This is a genomic window from Luteimonas sp. A277, assembly GCF_054052045.1.
In genome coordinates this window covers 180,298-194,518 of record NZ_JBSVRG010000004.1, presented here as the reverse complement: position 1 = coordinate 194,518, position 14,221 = coordinate 180,298, and the positions used below count along the sequence as shown (strand labels likewise).

Sequence of the window (14,221 nt, the reverse complement as noted above, 5' to 3'; positions counted from 1 at the left end):
GAGGACAGGCAATGAGCGCCACGATGCCTCTTGCAGCGCTGCTGCCTGACATCACAACTGTCCCTGCCGACCTGCACGTGAGCGGACTGTCGCAGGACAGCCGCGCGCTGCAGCCGGGCGATGCATTCCTGGCCATTCCCGGCTTTGGCACCCACGGGCTGCGTTTCGTGGAGCAGGCGCGAGTGGCGAAGGCCGCGGCGATCCTGTTCGAGCCGCCGGCGCCCGAGGGTGTGGACGCGCCTGTCGATGCGATCGCCGTGCCAGGCCTCACCGCGCGGATTGGTGAAATGGCCGACCGCTTCCACGGCAATCCGTCCGCGGCGATGACCGTGGTCGGTGTGACCGGAACCAACGGCAAGACCTCGATCGTGCAGATGCTGGCCCAGGCCTGGACCCTGCTGGGCCGCGCCGCGGGCAGCGTCGGTACCCTGGGTGCTGGCCTGCACGGCCACGTGCAGCCGACCGGTTTCACCACGCCGCAGGTGTCGCAAACGCACGCGCTCCTGGCGCAGCTGCGCGATGCCGGCGCCGCTGCCGTGGCGATGGAGGTCAGCTCCCACGCCCTTGACCAGGGCCGCGCGGATGCGGTCCGCTTCGCGGTGGGCGTGTTCACCAACCTCACCCGCGACCATCTGGATTACCACGGCGACATGCAGGCCTATGGCGCTGCCAAGGCGCGCCTGTTCGCCGCGCCGGGCCTGCAGGCGGCGGTGATCAACCTCGATGACGTCCACGGGCGTGCATTGCATGTCGGGCTGCCGCAGGCGCTGCGCCGGGTGGGCACCAGTGCCCGCGGGGCAGCGGAAGCGCGGGTGCGGGCCGAACGCATCACCCTTGATGCGGCGGGCATCGGCTTTGAACTGCATATCGGCAAGCAGGTGCACGCTTTGCGCACGCCGCTGCTGGGCCGCTTCAACGTGGACAACCTGCTGGCGGTGGCCGGGGTGCTGGACGCGCTGGGCGAATCCGCCTCTGACATTGCCCACGTGCTTGGCCAGCTGCAGCCGGTGGCCGGGCGCATGAATCGTCTGGGCGGGAACCACTTGGATGGAGACGGTCAGCCGCTGGTGGTGGTGGATTACGCCCACACGCCGGATGCGCTGGAACAGGCGCTCGCCAGCCTGCGTGACCACGCGCGTGGCCGGATCGTGTGCGTGTTCGGCTGTGGTGGCGAACGCGATCGCGGCAAGCGCCCGCAGATGGCCGAGATCGCCGGACGCCTGGCCGACGCCGTGGTGGTCACCGACGACAACCCGCGCCGGGAAGATGGCGATGCCATCGTCGCCGACATCCTGGAAGGCTTTGCCGATCGCAGCGCCGTGACCGTCGAGCGTAACCGCCGTACCGCCATCGAACGTGCGGTGGGCATTGCCGGCCCCGGTGACATCGTGCTGGTAGCCGGCAAGGGCCACGAGCCGTATCAGGAGATTGACGGCGTGCGCCATCCCTTTGATGACGCCAGAGTGGCGCAGGCAGTGCTGGAGGGCAGGGCATGAATCCGCTGCCACTCTCACGCATCGCCCAGTGGACCAACGGCCGCCTGCACGGCGTGACCGACGGCTCCGACGTGCTGATCGACGCGATGTGCACTGACACCCGCAGCTTCGACGCGGCCGACGGGCGCGCCTCGCTGTACGTGGCGATTGTCGGCGAGCGCTTCGATGGCAACGATCATGTGCAAGCCGCTGCCGAGCTGGGTGCCCGGGCAGCGCTGGTGTCGCGGCCGTCGGCGGCGCGGATCCCGCAGGTGGTGGTCAAGGACACAGTGCATGCACTGGCGGCCATTGCCGCCGGCATGCAGCAAGGCCGTCCCACCCGGGTGGCGGCGATCACCGGCAGCAATGGCAAGACCGGCGTGAAACAGATCCTGCTTTCGATCCTGTCGCCGCTGGGCTCGACCTGCGCCAACCCGGGCAATCGCAACAACGAGATCGGCCTGCCGCTGTCGGTGATTGATGCGCCGGAAGACGCCCGCTACGCAATCTACGAGATGGGCGCGGGCAAGCCCGGCGACATCGCCTGGCTGACCGGCGTGGTGCGCCCGGACGTGGCGCTGGTGAACAACGTGGCGCCTGCGCATTTGGAGCGCATGCGCAGCCTGCTCGGCGTGGCCGAGACCAAGGGTGCGATCTACGACGCGCTGCCGGCCGATGGGGTGGCGGTGATCAACGCCGACGATGCGTTCGCACAGTTCTTTGCCGGCCGTTCGCACGGGCGCCGGGTGATCCGCTTCGGGCTGGAGGCCAGCGCCGATGTGACCGCGCGCGACGTGCATGTGGGCGAGGACGGTTCGCGCTTCACGCTGGTCACGCCGCAGGGCGAGGCCGAAGTGGAGCTGCCCCTGTCCGGCCGCCACAACGTGGCCAACGCGCTGGCCGCGGCGGCGCTGGCGATCGGCATGGCCGATGCCTCGCCGCAGGCGATTGCCACCGGCCTGGCGGCCGCACGCCCGGTGCAGGGAAGGCTGGTGCGCCACCGTCTGCCGTCGGGCGCCCTGCTCATCGACGACAGCTACAACGCCAACCCCGGATCCCTGGTGGCAGCCATCGAGACGCTGGCCGGGATCCAGGGTGAAGGCTGGCTGGTGCTGGGCGAGATGGGCGAACTGGGCGCCGATGCACAGGCGCTGCACGCCGGCGTCGGCCACCGCGCCAGACAGGCCGGCATTGCCCGCCTGTACGCCATGGGCAAGCTTGGCCAGGCCGCGGTGGAAGCATTCGGCGAGGGCGGCCGCAATTTCGACAGCCACGCAGCGTTGATTGACGCGCTGCGCGGCGAACTGCATCCACAGGCGCGGGTGCTGGTGAAGGGATCGCGCAGCAGCGCGATGGAACGGGTGGTCGCAGCTCTGCTGGAAGACGGCGCCACGCCACAGCAAAACAAAGGGAGCTCCACCGATGCTGCTTGAACTGGCGCGCTGGCTGCAGGGTCTGGAGAGCTTCTTCGGCCTGTTCAACTACCTCACCTTCCGCGGCATCCTGGCCGCGCTGACGGCGTTGATGCTGTCGCTGTGGTGGGGGCCCGCGGTGATCCGGCGCCTGGCCCAGTACAAGGGCGGCCAGCCGATCCGCGACGATGGTCCGAAGACCCATTTATCCAAGGCCGGCACGCCGACCATGGGCGGTGCGCTGATCCTGATCGTGGTGCTGGCCTCGGTGCTGCTGTGGGGCGACCTGCGCAACAAGTACGTGTGGCTGGTGCTGGCGGTGATGGCCGCCTTTGGCGCGATCGGCTGGTACGACGACTGGCTGAAGATCGTCAAGCGCGATCCCAACGGCATGAAGTCGCGGTGGAAGTACCTGCTGCAGTCGGTGTTCGGCCTGGCGGCGGGAATCTACCTCTACCAGACGGCCGACGTGGCGGCCGCCACCACCTTCTACTTCCCGCTGTTCAAGGCGGTGGCGCTGCCGATGGCGGCGATCACCTTCGTGGCGATCGCCTACTTCTGGATCGTCGGCTTCTCCAACGCGGTCAACCTGACCGACGGCCTGGACGGGCTGGCGATCATGCCCACGGTGCTGGTGGCTTGCGGGCTGGGCGTGTTCGCCTATGCCTCCGGCCATGCGGTGTTCGCCGACTACCTGCAGATCCCGCAGATCCCCGGGGCCGGCGAGCTGACCATCATCTGCGCGGCGATTGCCGGCGCGGGGCTGGGCTTCCTGTGGTTCAACACCTATCCGGCCATGGTGTTCATGGGCGACATCGGCGCGCTGGCGCTGGGCGCGGTGCTCGGCACGATCGCGGTGATCGTGCGCCAGGAGCTGGTGCTGGTGATCATGGGCGGGATCTTCGTCATCGAGACGCTGTCGGTGATGATCCAGGTGGCGTCGTTCAAGCTCACCGGCAAGCGCGTGTTCCGCATGGCGCCGATCCACCACCACTTCGAACTCAAGGGCTGGCCGGAGCCGCGCGTGATCGTGCGCTTCTGGATCATCTCGGTGATCCTGGTGCTGGTCGGCCTGGCCACGTTGAAGGTGCGTTGATGGATCGATACGACGCCCCCTACGCGCGCCAGGCCACCCGGATCGACGATATCCACGGGCGCTACGACCCGTGGCTGATCGGCGCCGCGCTGGGCCTGGTGGCCCTGGGCGTGGTGATGGTTGGCTCCAGCTCGATCGCCATCGGCGAGGAGCTCAACGTGGGCCCGTTCCATTTCCTCATCCGCCACGTGGTGTTCCTGCTGGCGGGTGCGGTGCTGTGCATCATCGTGGCCCGTACCGAGCTCAAGACCATCGAGCGCTATGACCGGCTGCTGCTGCTGGGCAGCTTCGCGATGCTGCTGGTGGTGTTCATGCCGGGGCTGGGGCACACGGTCAACGGTGCCCGGCGCTGGATCAACCTGGGGGTGTCGAACTTCCAGACGGTCGAGGCGGCCAAGCTGATGTTCATCGTCTGGCTGGCGAGCTATCTGGTGCGCTTCCGCGACGAGGTCAATGCCACCTGGGCGGCGATGCTCAAGCCGATCGGGGTCACCCTGGCACTGATGGCCCTGCTGGCCCTGCAGCCTGATTTCGGCTCGCTGGCACTGCTGCTGGCCACCGCCGCCGGCATGCTGGTGCTGGGCGGCGTGCACCTGCCGCGCATGGCCGCGCCGGTGCTGGTGCTGCTGCCGCTGCTGGCGGTCGTGGCCATCGCCGAGCCCTACCGGATGCGCCGGCTGACCTCGTTCATGGATCCGTTCGCCGATCCCTTCAACAGCGGCTACCAGCTGGCCAACGCGCTGATGGCGGTGGGGCGCGGCGAGTTCTGGGGCGTGGGCCTGGGTGCATCCATCCAGAAGCTCAACTACCTGCCCGAAGCGCATACCGACTTCATCCTGGCGGTGATCGCCGAGGAGCTGGGCTTCGTGGGCGTGTGCCTGGTGATCGGGCTGTACGCGTTGCTGGTGGGCCGGGCGTTCTGGATCGGGCTGAAATGCGTGGAAATGCGTCGCCACTTTGCCGGCTACTGCGCCTTCGGTGTGGCACTGATGATCGGCCTGCAGAGCCTGGTGTCGATCGGCGTTAACCTGGGCCTGCTGCCCACCAAGGGCCTGACCCTGCCGCTGATTTCGGCCGGCGGATCCAGCGTGCTGATGACCTGCGTGGCCATCGGCCTGCTGCTGAGGGTGTCCTACGAGCTTGACCGCGCGGAGCGCCAGGTCGCCCGCCTGCGTGGTGGCGAGACCGCCACGACCGCGCCGTCCGTTGACGGGATCCCGGCCGAGCCTGCCGAACCGGTGACCAGCAGCCCGCTGGCATCCGCGCTGCGCCGCCCGGGCCGTCCCGACGGCCGGATCGAACCAATTTTTGGAGGAACACCATGACCCGCCGCCTGCTCGACACCCGTGCGTTGTCCACCGCCGAGGTGGGCAGGGCGTTCTCGCGCGTGCATTTCGTGGGCATCGGCGGCGCCGGCATGAGCGGCATCGCCGAGGTTTTGTGCACCCTGGGTTACCGGGTGTCCGGCTCCGACATTGCGGAAAACGCCGCGGTCCGCCGCCTGCGCAAGCTGGGGGCCAACGTGCACCTGGGTCACGCCGCGGACAACGTGCATGGCACCGACTGCGTGGTGGTTTCCAGTGCAATCAGCGCGGAAAATCCCGAGCTGGTGGAGGCGCGCGAACGCAGGATTCCGATCGTGCCGCGCGCGGAGATGCTGGCCGAGCTGATGCGCTTCCGCCGCGGCATCGCGGTGGCCGGGACCCACGGCAAGACCACCACCACCTCGCTGCTGGCCAGCGTGCTCGCGCGCGGGGGCCTGGATCCGACCTTCGTGATCGGTGGCCAGCTTCTGGCTGCCGGCGCCAATGCGCGGCTCGGCAGCAGCGACTGGCTGGTCGCCGAGGCCGATGAAAGTGACGGCAGCTTCCTCCGGCTGAACCCGCTGGTGGCGGTGATCACCACCATCGATGCCGACCACATGGAGCACTACGACAACGATTTTGGTCGAGTGCGCGCTGCGTTTTCCGAGTTCCTGCACCGGCTGCCGTTCTACGGCCTTGCCGTGCTGGGCATCGACGATCCTGAAGTGGCAACGCTGGCGGGCAACACCTCGCGCCACGTGACCACCTACGGCTTTGACGAGCGCGCCGACGTGCGCGCCGAGAACGTACGCCAGGACGGCGCGCGGATGCGCTTCGAGCTGGTGCTGCCGGATGGCCCGCGCACCGAGGTGACCCTGGCCCTGCCGGGCCGGCACAACGTGCAGAACGCGCTGGCGGCAGCTTCGGTCGGCTGGCAGCTCGGGGTAAGCCCGGAAGCCATTGCCGAAGCGCTGGAGCAGTTCGAGGGGATCGGCCGGCGTTTCAACCTGAAGGCCGAGCTGCGCACCGCGCGCGGCGCCACGGTGCAGCTGGTGGATGACTATGGCCACCATCCGAACGAGTTGGCAGCGGTGTTTGAAGCCGCACGCGGCGGCTGGCCGGACCGGCGCGTGGTGGTGGCTTTCCAGCCGCACCGCTACAGCCGCACCCGCGACCTGCTGGACGACTTTGCCGGCGTGCTGTCGGAAGTGGATGCGGTGGTGCTGACCGAGGTGTATCCGGCCGGCGAGGAGCCGATTCCCGGTGCCGATTCCCGCGCCTTGGCGCGCGCGATCCGGGCGCGTGGGCGCATCGACCCGGTGGTGGTGGACGACGTGGCCGAGCTGGTGCGGGTGCTGCCCGACGTGCTTGAAGACGGCGACCTGCTGCTGATGATGGGCGCCGGCGACATCGGCCAGGCCGTGCAGCGGCTGGCGGACGAGGGTTTCCCGGAGGTGCCCGCATGAGCCTGCAGGTGCCAGCGCTGAAGGTGACTGATCCGGCCGTCTTCGGTCGGGTTGCGGTGGCGCTCGGTGGTACGACGAGTGAGCGCGAGGTGTCGCTGGATTCCGGTCGCGGGGTACTTGAAGCCCTGCTCTCGCGCGGCGTTGATGCACATCCGGTGGACGGCATTTCGTCGCTGCTGGAAGAGATCCGCGCGGGCCGGGTCGACCGGGTGTTCAACATCCTTCACGGCGGCGACGGCGAGAACGGCGTGCTGCAGGGGCTGCTGTCGGCGCTGGGCGTGCCGTATACCGGCCCCGGCGTGCTGGGTTCGGCGCTGACCATGGACAAGATCCGCACCAAGCAGGTGTGGGAAGCCGAAGGGCTGCCGACGGCGCGCTTCGTGCGCCTGCCTCCAGGCTCGGACGTGGAGGCCGCGGTGCGCGAGCTGGGGCTGCCGGTGTTCATCAAGCCGTCGGCGGAAGGCTCCAGCGTTGGGGTGTTCAGCGTGGTCGACGAGGCCGGGCTGGCCGAAGCGGTCGCCTTCGCCCGCGACTATCCCGAAGAACTGCTGGCCGAGCAGCTTGTCGCCGGCGGCGAATACACCGTGGCCATCCTCGGCGAGCTGGCCCTGCCTTCGATCCGGATCGTGCCGGCCCGCGGCTGGTACGACTACCACGCCAAGTACGTGGCCGACGACACCCAGTACCTGTGCCCGGGGCTGGAAGGTGATGACGAGACCGTGCTCCGCCAGCTGGCCCTGGAAGCATTCCGCGCCGCGGACTGCAGCGGCTGGGGCCGGGTGGACGTGATGCGCCACGCCGATGGCCGCTTCGCCCTGATGGAGATCAACACCGCGCCGGGCATGACCAGCCACTCGCTGGTGCCCAAGGCGGCCGCACAGCTGGGCATCGACTACGCCGAGCTGTGCTGGCGGGTCCTGGAGGCGACGCTGTGACCGCGCTGCTGCGCACGCTGGTGTGGGCAATCGCCCTTGCGCTGGTCGCGCTGCCGGTGGTGGCGGTGCTGCAGGGCTGGATCGGCGCCGACCGCTGGCCACTGCGCACGCTGCGGGTAGCCGGCGAGCTGGTGCACGTGGAAGACGCCCGCCTGCGTGAAGCGGTGCTGCCCTATGCCCGGGACGGCTTCTTCGCCATGCGCCTGGCCGATGCCCAGGCCGCGGTGGCCGCGCTGCCGTGGGTGGAGAGCGCGGAAGTGCGCAAGCGCTGGCCCGATGTGGTCGAGGTGCAGGTGACCGAGCACCGTCCGTTCGCGCGCTGGGGCGAGGACCGGCTGCTGTCCGAGCAGGGCACGCTGTTCCCCGCCACCGGGATCGAGCCGCCGCCGCGCCTGCCGCAGTTCCATGCTCCCGACAGCCGCGCGGCCGAGGTGGTGGCGCTCTACAACGAGTCGCGGGTGCTGTTCACCCCGCTTGGCTATGACGTGCGCGAGCTGGTCCTGGACACCCGCGGCAGTTGGTCGCTGGTGCTCACCAACGGCACCCGGATCACCATCGGCAGCCAGCAGGCCAAGCCACGCCTGGAGCGTTTCGCGCGCCTGCTGCCGCAGCTGCTGCAGGCACGCACCGATCGGCTTACGCGTGCCGACCTTCGTTACACCAACGGCTTCGCCCTGGTCTGGGGCGAAGACGAAGACGCCGCGACCGCAGAGGGCGGCCTCGCCGCTGCCACGGATCGGCAGCGTCCCCCGACCGCCTCCGGCTGGTCTTCACCCCCCATGAATTACGGCACCCGCACATGAATCGCAAAGGCGACAAAGCCCTCATCGTCGGACTCGACATCGGCACCTCCAAGGTGGTGGCGCTGGTGGGCGAGTATTCCCCCGGCAATCCGATCGAGGTGATCGGCATCGGCAGCCACGAATCGCGCGGTCTCAAGCGCGGCGTGGTGGTGGACATCGAATCCACCGTGCAGTCGATCCAGCGAGCGATCGAGGAGGCCGAACTGATGGCCGGCTGCGAGATCCGCTCGGTCTATGCCTCGATCTCGGGCAACCACGTGCAGTGCAAGAACTCGCCCGGAATCGTGCCGATCCGCGATGGCGAAGTGACCTGGGCCGACCTGGACCGCGTGCTGGAAGCCGCCAAGGCGGTGGCGATCCCGGCCGACCAGCGGATCCTGCACGCCATTCCCCGCGAGTACGTGCTGGATGACTCGCAGGAAGGCATCCGCAACCCCGTGGGCATGACCGGCGTGCGCCTGGAGGTGCATGCGCACCTGGTGGTGTGCGCGCAGTCGGCCGCCGCAAACGTCAGCAAGTGCGTGCAGCGCTGCGGCCTGCAGATCGACGACCTGGTGCTGTCGTCGCTGGCTTCCAGCACCGCGGTGCTGACCGGCGACGAGCGCGAGCTGGGCGTGGTGCTGGTCGACATCGGCGCCGGTACCACCGACCTGGCGGTGTTCGTGCAGGGCGCGATCTGCCACACCTCGAGCCTGCCGATCGCCGGCGACAAGGTGACCGAAGACATCGCCCACATGCTGCGCACGCCGACCCCGGAGGCGGAGCAGATCAAGGTGCGCTACGCCTGCGCGCTGGCCCAGCTGGCCACCAGCGAGGAATCGATCCAGGTGCCGAGCGTGGGCGATCGCCCACCACGTCGCCTGCCGCGCCAGTCGCTGGCCCAGGCGGTGCAGGCGCGCTACGAGGAGATCTTCGAGATGGTGCAGGCCGAACTGCGCCGCTCGGGCTTCGAGCAGCACGTGCGCGCGGGCATGGTCCTGACCGGAGGCGCCGCAAAGATGGAAGGCGTGGTGGAGCTGGCCGAGGAAATGCTGCAGATGCCGGTGCGGGTGGGCATTCCCCAGCACGTGACCGGCCTGGGCGAAGTGGTGGGCAACCCGGTCCACGCCACCGGCGTGGGCCTGCTGCTGATGGGCAGCCAGATCGAGAATCCGCGCCGTCCGGTGAGTTCCACCGGCCCGGCGATGAACTTTCTCAGGAAATTGAAGGAGTGGTACCGCGGCGCGTTCTGACGGCGCGGAGCAGGAGCGGCAGGTGGCAGGACGTTGGCAACACGTTTCAAGCAAAAAACATAACCAGAAATTCAGCAACGAGGACTCATGACATGGCGCATTTCGAACTGGTAGAGAAGATGGCTCCCAACGCCAACATCAAGGTGTTTGGCGTGGGCGGCGGCGGTGGCAACGCGGTCGCGCACATGGTGGCGAGCAGCGTGGAAGGGGTGGAGTTCATCACCGCCAACACCGATTCACAGGCAATCCGCAACTGCGGCGCCAAGCTGCAGCTGCAGCTGGGTGACAGCGTCACCAAGGGGCTGGGCGCAGGTGCCAACCCCGAGGTCGGCCGCCAGGCTGCGCTGGAAGACCGCGAGGTGATCATTGAATCCCTGCAGGGCGCGGACATGGTGTTCATCACTGCGGGCATGGGCGGTGGCACCGGTACCGGCGCCGCGCCGGTGGTGGCACAGCTGGCCAAGGAGATGGGCATCCTGACCGTGGCCGTGGTGACCAAGCCGTTCCCGTTCGAGGGCCGTCGCCGCATGCAGGTGGCGCTCAAGGGCATCGAGGACCTGAGCCAGCACGTGGACTCGCTGATCACCATCCCCAACGAGAAGCTGATCTCGGTGCTGGGCCGCAACGCCACCATGGTGCAGGCGTTCCGCGCCGCCAACGACGTGCTGCTGGGCGCGGTGCAGGGCATTGCCGACCTGATTGTGCGCCCGGGCCTGATCAACGTCGACTTCGCCGACGTGCGCACCGTGATGAGCGAAATGGGCCTGGCGATGATGGGCACCGGCCAGGCACGCGGCGACGACCGCGCCCAGGCTGCAGCCGAATCCGCCATCCAGAACCCGCTGCTCGATGACGTCAACCTGGCCGGTGCCAACGGCATCCTGGTCAACATCACCGCCGGTCCGGACTTCACCATGGCCGAGTTCGACGAAGTGGGCCGCACGGTGGAGAACTTCGCCAGCGAAGACGCGACGATCGTGATCGGAACCGTGCTTGATCAGGACATGCAGGACGAGGTTCGCGTGACCGTGGTGGCCACCGGGCTGCACCGCGGTGCCGCACGCCAGACCGCCCGCGGCGGCGAGTTCGCCCAGGAGCAGCCGCGCCGTTCGCACGTCCAGCTGATCCATACCCAGGTCAAGCGCGATGGCACCACCGGCCTGCCGATCGACGATATGGTGAGCACGATGGTGAGCACGGAAACCCAGGCCCCGAGCATCGCGGCCAGCCTGCGTGGCCACAGTGCGGAGCCGGCCTCCAAGCCTGAAACCGCCGATTTCGGCCCCGATACAAGCTACCTGGATATCCCGGCTTTCCTGCGTCGCCAGGCGGACTGAGCGGTCGGGAGCGCAGCCATTGCGCTCCTGATCCATGTCCGCGTCCTCTTGCCATCGGGCCCCGCCGGCCCGGTGGATTTTTACTCGCCCCCGGGGCTCCGGGGGCGGGCGTTTTCCTCTCCCTCACGCTGGCTGACGCAGGCTGGTGGACGGTGCTTCATGTGGCCGCTGCTTCCGTTCAGGTTCAGCCGGTCGCGTGTTAATATTTTGTGCGTTCGTTCCGGAGAGCGAGCCGCAATCCCACGAACCGAATAGACGATGCCCAAGCAGCGCACCCTCAAGAACATTATCCGCGCCACCGGCGTGGGTCTGCACAGCGGCGAGAAGGTCTATCTGACCCTGCGCCCGGCGCCTGTGGATGCCGGCATCGTGTTCCGCCGCGTTGATCTTGATCCGGTAGTTGAAATCCCTGCCCGTGGCGACCTGGTCACCGAGACCATGCTGTGTACCGGCCTGACCCGGGGCGAGGGCAAGGTGATGACGGTCGAACACCTGATGTCGGCGCTGGCCGGACTGGGTGTCGACAATCTTTTTGTGGACCTGTCCGCGGCGGAGGTGCCGATCATGGACGGGTCTTCGGGTCCATTCGTGTTCCTGCTGCAGTCTGCCGGGATCGTGGCCCAGGATGCGCCCAAGCGTTTCATCCGCATCAAGCGGCCGGTGGAAGTGCGCGATGGCGACAAGATCGCGCGTTTCGAGCCGTATGACGGTTTCCGATTGGGGTTCACGATCGAGTTCGATCATCCGGCGATTCCAGTGGCGGAGTCACGGGCGGAGGTGGAGTTTTCCACCGAGGCCTATATCCGTGAGGTGAGCCGGGCACGTACGTTCGGGTTCATGCGCGATCTGGAGTTCATGCGCGATCGCAATCTGGGGCTGGGCGGGTCGATGGACAATGCGATCGTGCTGGACGAGTTCCGGGTGCTGAACGACGACGGCCTGCGCTACGCGAACGAGTTCGTGCGCCACAAGATCCTGGATGCGATCGGCGATCTGTACCTGGCCGGGAATCCGATCCTTGGGGCGTTCGAGGGGTTCAAGTCGGGGCACGCGCTGAACAACAAGCTGGTGCGGGCGCTGATGGCCGAGGAGTCGGCGTGGGAAATTGTCACTTTCCCCGAAAATGTTCCTGCGCCCCTGGTTTACGGCGAGCCGGTTCCGGCCTGAGGCTACTGTCCGGGGTCGTGAACGACCGGGTGCTGCTTCGTTTGAATTTCCGGTGACCTGATGGGCCTGCCGGCCACGACGGGGCTCGGCTTGCTCCCTGCCAAGGGCCATCACCAGCTGTAGGAGCGCGCCATGCGCGCGAAGCCGCGTGACGCCAAGAACGGGATGACCTTCACGCCACGCCGCTTATCCGGTGCCGATATATCGGCTGATGTATTGACAGAGTGGCGGGTCCAGACCCGCCCTACAATGTGGCCTGGTTCCCGAAAGGTCTGCCTCATGTCCGAGAAGCTGCGAATCGCCCTGGCCCAGTTTGACTTCCCGGTCGGAGCCGTGGCGGAGAATGCCCGGCGGATCACGGCAATGATCGAGGAGGCCCGGGACGCGCACCGTGCGGACCTGGTGCTGTTCCCGGAGCTGGCGGTGTGTGGGTATCCGCCGGAAGACCTGTTGCTGCGGGGGGAGTTTCTGCGCGACTGCGAGCAGGCGCTGCAGGACATCGCGGGGCATGTGCGCGGGATTGTGGCGGTGGTGGGTTGGCCCGAGCAGGCGGACGATGGGCTGTACAACGCGGCGAGCGTGCTGCGTGACGGGCGCATCGAAGTCACTTACAGGAAGCGCGAGCTGCCGAACTACGGTGTCTTCGATGAGCGTCGCTACTTCCGGTCCGGCGGCGATGGGCCGCTGGTGTTCGGGGTGAAGGGCGTGCCGCTGTGCATGCTGATCTGTGAGGATCTCTGGCTGCCTGCGCCGCTGGCTGAAGCCAAGGCGGCGGGTGCGCGCCTGGTGCTGGTGTCCAACGCGTCTCCGTTCGAACTGGGCAAGCAGGCGTTCCGCGATTCGCTGCTGGCCGAGCGGGCGGGAGGGAGCGGGGTGGCGTTGGCCTATCTCAATGCGGTGGGCGGACAGGATTCGCTGGTATTTGATGGTGGATCGGTACTGGCCGATGCGGATGGCCGGGTGCACGGCGCCGCAGCCGCGTTTGAAGAGCACTGGCTGGTGGCGGATTTTGATCCGGGGACGGGCGGCTTTTTACCGGTGGAATGGCCGCTGGAGCAGGACTCCAGCGAACACTCCATGGTTTGGCGTGCGGTGGTACGCGGGCTGCGCGACTACTGCGGCAGGAACGGCTTTTCCAAGGTCTGGTTGGGGCTGTCTGGCGGGCTCGATTCGGCGGTGGTGCTGGCCGTGGCGGTAGATGCGCTGGGCGCGGATGCGGTGACCGCCGTGCGGCTGCCGTCACGCTATACGGCGGGGCTGAGCAATGACCTGGCTGCAGAACAGTGCCGGGAGTTGGGCGTGCGCATGCTGACGGTGCCGATCGAGGCGCCGTTTCGGGGTTTCATGGATGCGCTGGCGGAAACCTTCGACGGGCGCGACCCGGATGTGACCGAGGAAAACCTGCAGTCGCGTACCCGCGGGGCGCTGATGATGGCGCTGGGCAACAAGTTTGGCGGCCTGCTGCTGACCACTGGCAACAAGAGCGAGTACGCGGTGGGCTACGCCACCATCTATGGCGACATGAACGGCGGCTACGCGCCGCTGAAGGACCTGTACAAGACCCGGGTGTTCGCGCTGGCACGCTGGCGCAATTCGATCGCCGCCGAGCCGGTGATTCCGCCGGAGGTGATCTCGCGCCCGCCCTCCGCGGAGCTGCGCGAAGATCAGCGTGATGACGATTCACTGCCGCCTTACGAAGTGCTCGACGACATCCTGGAGCGGCATATCGAAGGCGCCCAGTCGCAGGCTGAAATCATCGCGGCGGGCCATGAGGCGGTCGTGGTCGAGCGCGTGCTGCGGCTGGTGCGGATTGGTGAATGGAAGCGGCATCAGGCTGCCATCGGCCCGAAGGTGACCCGGTGTGCCTTCGGCCGCGAGCGTCGCTATCCGATCAGTAACGCCTACCGCGCCTGACCACGCGAGCTGGGGATAGAGGCCCGCCCGTCTTCTCCCCGCGGCGCCGGTAGAATGCGGGAAACCGTTCGGAGGATTTG

At 67.8% G+C, this 14,221-nt stretch carries 11 protein-coding genes; all 11 read left to right on the top strand.

Annotation, left to right across the window (positions count from 1 at the left end; all coding sequences use genetic code 11):
• The first annotated feature begins 11 nt into the window (after positions 1-11).
• The 11 genes from ACW7G2_RS05810 (at position 12) to ACW7G2_RS05760 (ending at position 14,141) form a co-directional block, all read left to right on the top strand.
• A complete protein-coding gene (locus ACW7G2_RS05810) occupies positions 12-1,496 on the top strand; it encodes a UDP-N-acetylmuramoyl-L-alanyl-D-glutamate--2,6-diaminopimelate ligase (protein ID WP_456973653.1) in 1,485 nt (494 codons plus the stop codon).
• Positions 1,493-2,908, top strand: a complete 1,416-nt coding sequence (locus tag ACW7G2_RS05805) for a UDP-N-acetylmuramoyl-tripeptide--D-alanyl-D-alanine ligase (RefSeq protein WP_456973650.1) — start codon at positions 1,493-1,495, stop codon at positions 2,906-2,908. Before ACW7G2_RS05810 ends, ACW7G2_RS05805 begins: the two co-directional genes overlap by 4 nt.
• Positions 2,898-3,983 (top strand): phospho-N-acetylmuramoyl-pentapeptide-transferase, encoded by a 1,086-nt coding sequence (mraY, locus tag ACW7G2_RS05800; protein ID WP_456973648.1) that lies wholly within the window; start codon positions 2,898-2,900, stop codon positions 3,981-3,983. The genes ACW7G2_RS05805 and mraY overlap by 11 nt, the downstream gene beginning before the upstream one ends.
• Positions 3,983-5,308 (top strand): putative lipid II flippase FtsW, encoded by a 1,326-nt coding sequence (gene ftsW / locus ACW7G2_RS05795; RefSeq protein ID WP_456973646.1) that lies wholly within the window; start codon positions 3,983-3,985, stop codon positions 5,306-5,308. The genes mraY and ftsW overlap by 1 nt, the downstream gene beginning before the upstream one ends.
• The gene (gene murC / locus ACW7G2_RS05790; protein ID WP_456973644.1) at positions 5,305-6,753 is read left to right on the top strand and encodes a UDP-N-acetylmuramate--L-alanine ligase; all 1,449 of its coding nucleotides are present in this window, start codon (positions 5,305-5,307) and stop codon (positions 6,751-6,753) included. Before ftsW ends, murC begins: the two co-directional genes overlap by 4 nt.
• Positions 6,750-7,688, top strand: a complete 939-nt coding sequence (locus tag ACW7G2_RS05785; protein ID WP_456973642.1) for a D-alanine--D-alanine ligase — start codon at positions 6,750-6,752, stop codon at positions 7,686-7,688. The genes murC and ACW7G2_RS05785 overlap by 4 nt, the downstream gene beginning before the upstream one ends.
• Entirely contained in the window at positions 7,685-8,491 is an 807-nt protein-coding gene (locus tag ACW7G2_RS05780) for a cell division protein FtsQ/DivIB (protein ID WP_456973640.1), read from the top strand. Before ACW7G2_RS05785 ends, ACW7G2_RS05780 begins: the two co-directional genes overlap by 4 nt.
• Positions 8,488-9,723, top strand: coding sequence for a cell division protein FtsA (ftsA, locus tag ACW7G2_RS05775; RefSeq protein ID WP_456973638.1), 1,236 nt, complete (start codon positions 8,488-8,490; stop codon positions 9,721-9,723). The genes ACW7G2_RS05780 and ftsA overlap by 4 nt, the downstream gene beginning before the upstream one ends.
• Positions 9,724-9,815: 92 nt before the next feature.
• A complete protein-coding gene (ftsZ, locus tag ACW7G2_RS05770) occupies positions 9,816-11,060 on the top strand; it encodes a cell division protein FtsZ (RefSeq protein ID WP_456973636.1) in 1,245 nt (414 codons plus the stop codon).
• A gap of 258 nt (positions 11,061-11,318) precedes the next feature.
• Positions 11,319-12,227, top strand: a complete 909-nt coding sequence (gene lpxC / locus ACW7G2_RS05765; protein WP_456973634.1) for a UDP-3-O-acyl-N-acetylglucosamine deacetylase — start codon at positions 11,319-11,321, stop codon at positions 12,225-12,227.
• A gap of 279 nt (positions 12,228-12,506) precedes the next feature.
• Positions 12,507-14,141, top strand: coding sequence for an NAD+ synthase (locus ACW7G2_RS05760; RefSeq protein ID WP_456973632.1), 1,635 nt, complete (start codon positions 12,507-12,509; stop codon positions 14,139-14,141).
• Positions 14,142-14,221: the final 80 nt, after the last annotated feature.

Excerpts from the sequence above, each read along its gene's own strand:
- ACW7G2_RS05810 (WP_456973653.1), top strand. The coding sequence starts at position 12 with ATGAGCGCCACGATGCCTCTTGCAGCGCTGCTGCCTGACATCACAACT.
- ACW7G2_RS05805 (WP_456973650.1), top strand. The coding sequence starts at position 1,493 with ATGAATCCGCTGCCACTCTCACGCATCGCCCAGTGGACCAACGGCCGC.
- mraY (WP_456973648.1), top strand. The coding sequence starts at position 2,898 with ATGCTGCTTGAACTGGCGCGCTGGCTGCAGGGTCTGGAGAGCTTCTTC.
- ftsW (WP_456973646.1), top strand. The coding sequence starts at position 3,983 with ATGGATCGATACGACGCCCCCTACGCGCGCCAGGCCACCCGGATCGAC.
- murC (WP_456973644.1), top strand. The coding sequence starts at position 5,305 with ATGACCCGCCGCCTGCTCGACACCCGTGCGTTGTCCACCGCCGAGGTG.
- ACW7G2_RS05785 (WP_456973642.1), top strand. The coding sequence starts at position 6,750 with ATGAGCCTGCAGGTGCCAGCGCTGAAGGTGACTGATCCGGCCGTCTTC.
- ftsA (WP_456973638.1), top strand. The coding sequence starts at position 8,488 with ATGAATCGCAAAGGCGACAAAGCCCTCATCGTCGGACTCGACATCGGC.
- ftsZ (WP_456973636.1), top strand. The coding sequence starts at position 9,816 with ATGGCGCATTTCGAACTGGTAGAGAAGATGGCTCCCAACGCCAACATC.
- lpxC (WP_456973634.1), top strand. The coding sequence starts at position 11,319 with ATGCCCAAGCAGCGCACCCTCAAGAACATTATCCGCGCCACCGGCGTG.
- ACW7G2_RS05760 (WP_456973632.1), top strand. The coding sequence starts at position 12,507 with ATGTCCGAGAAGCTGCGAATCGCCCTGGCCCAGTTTGACTTCCCGGTC.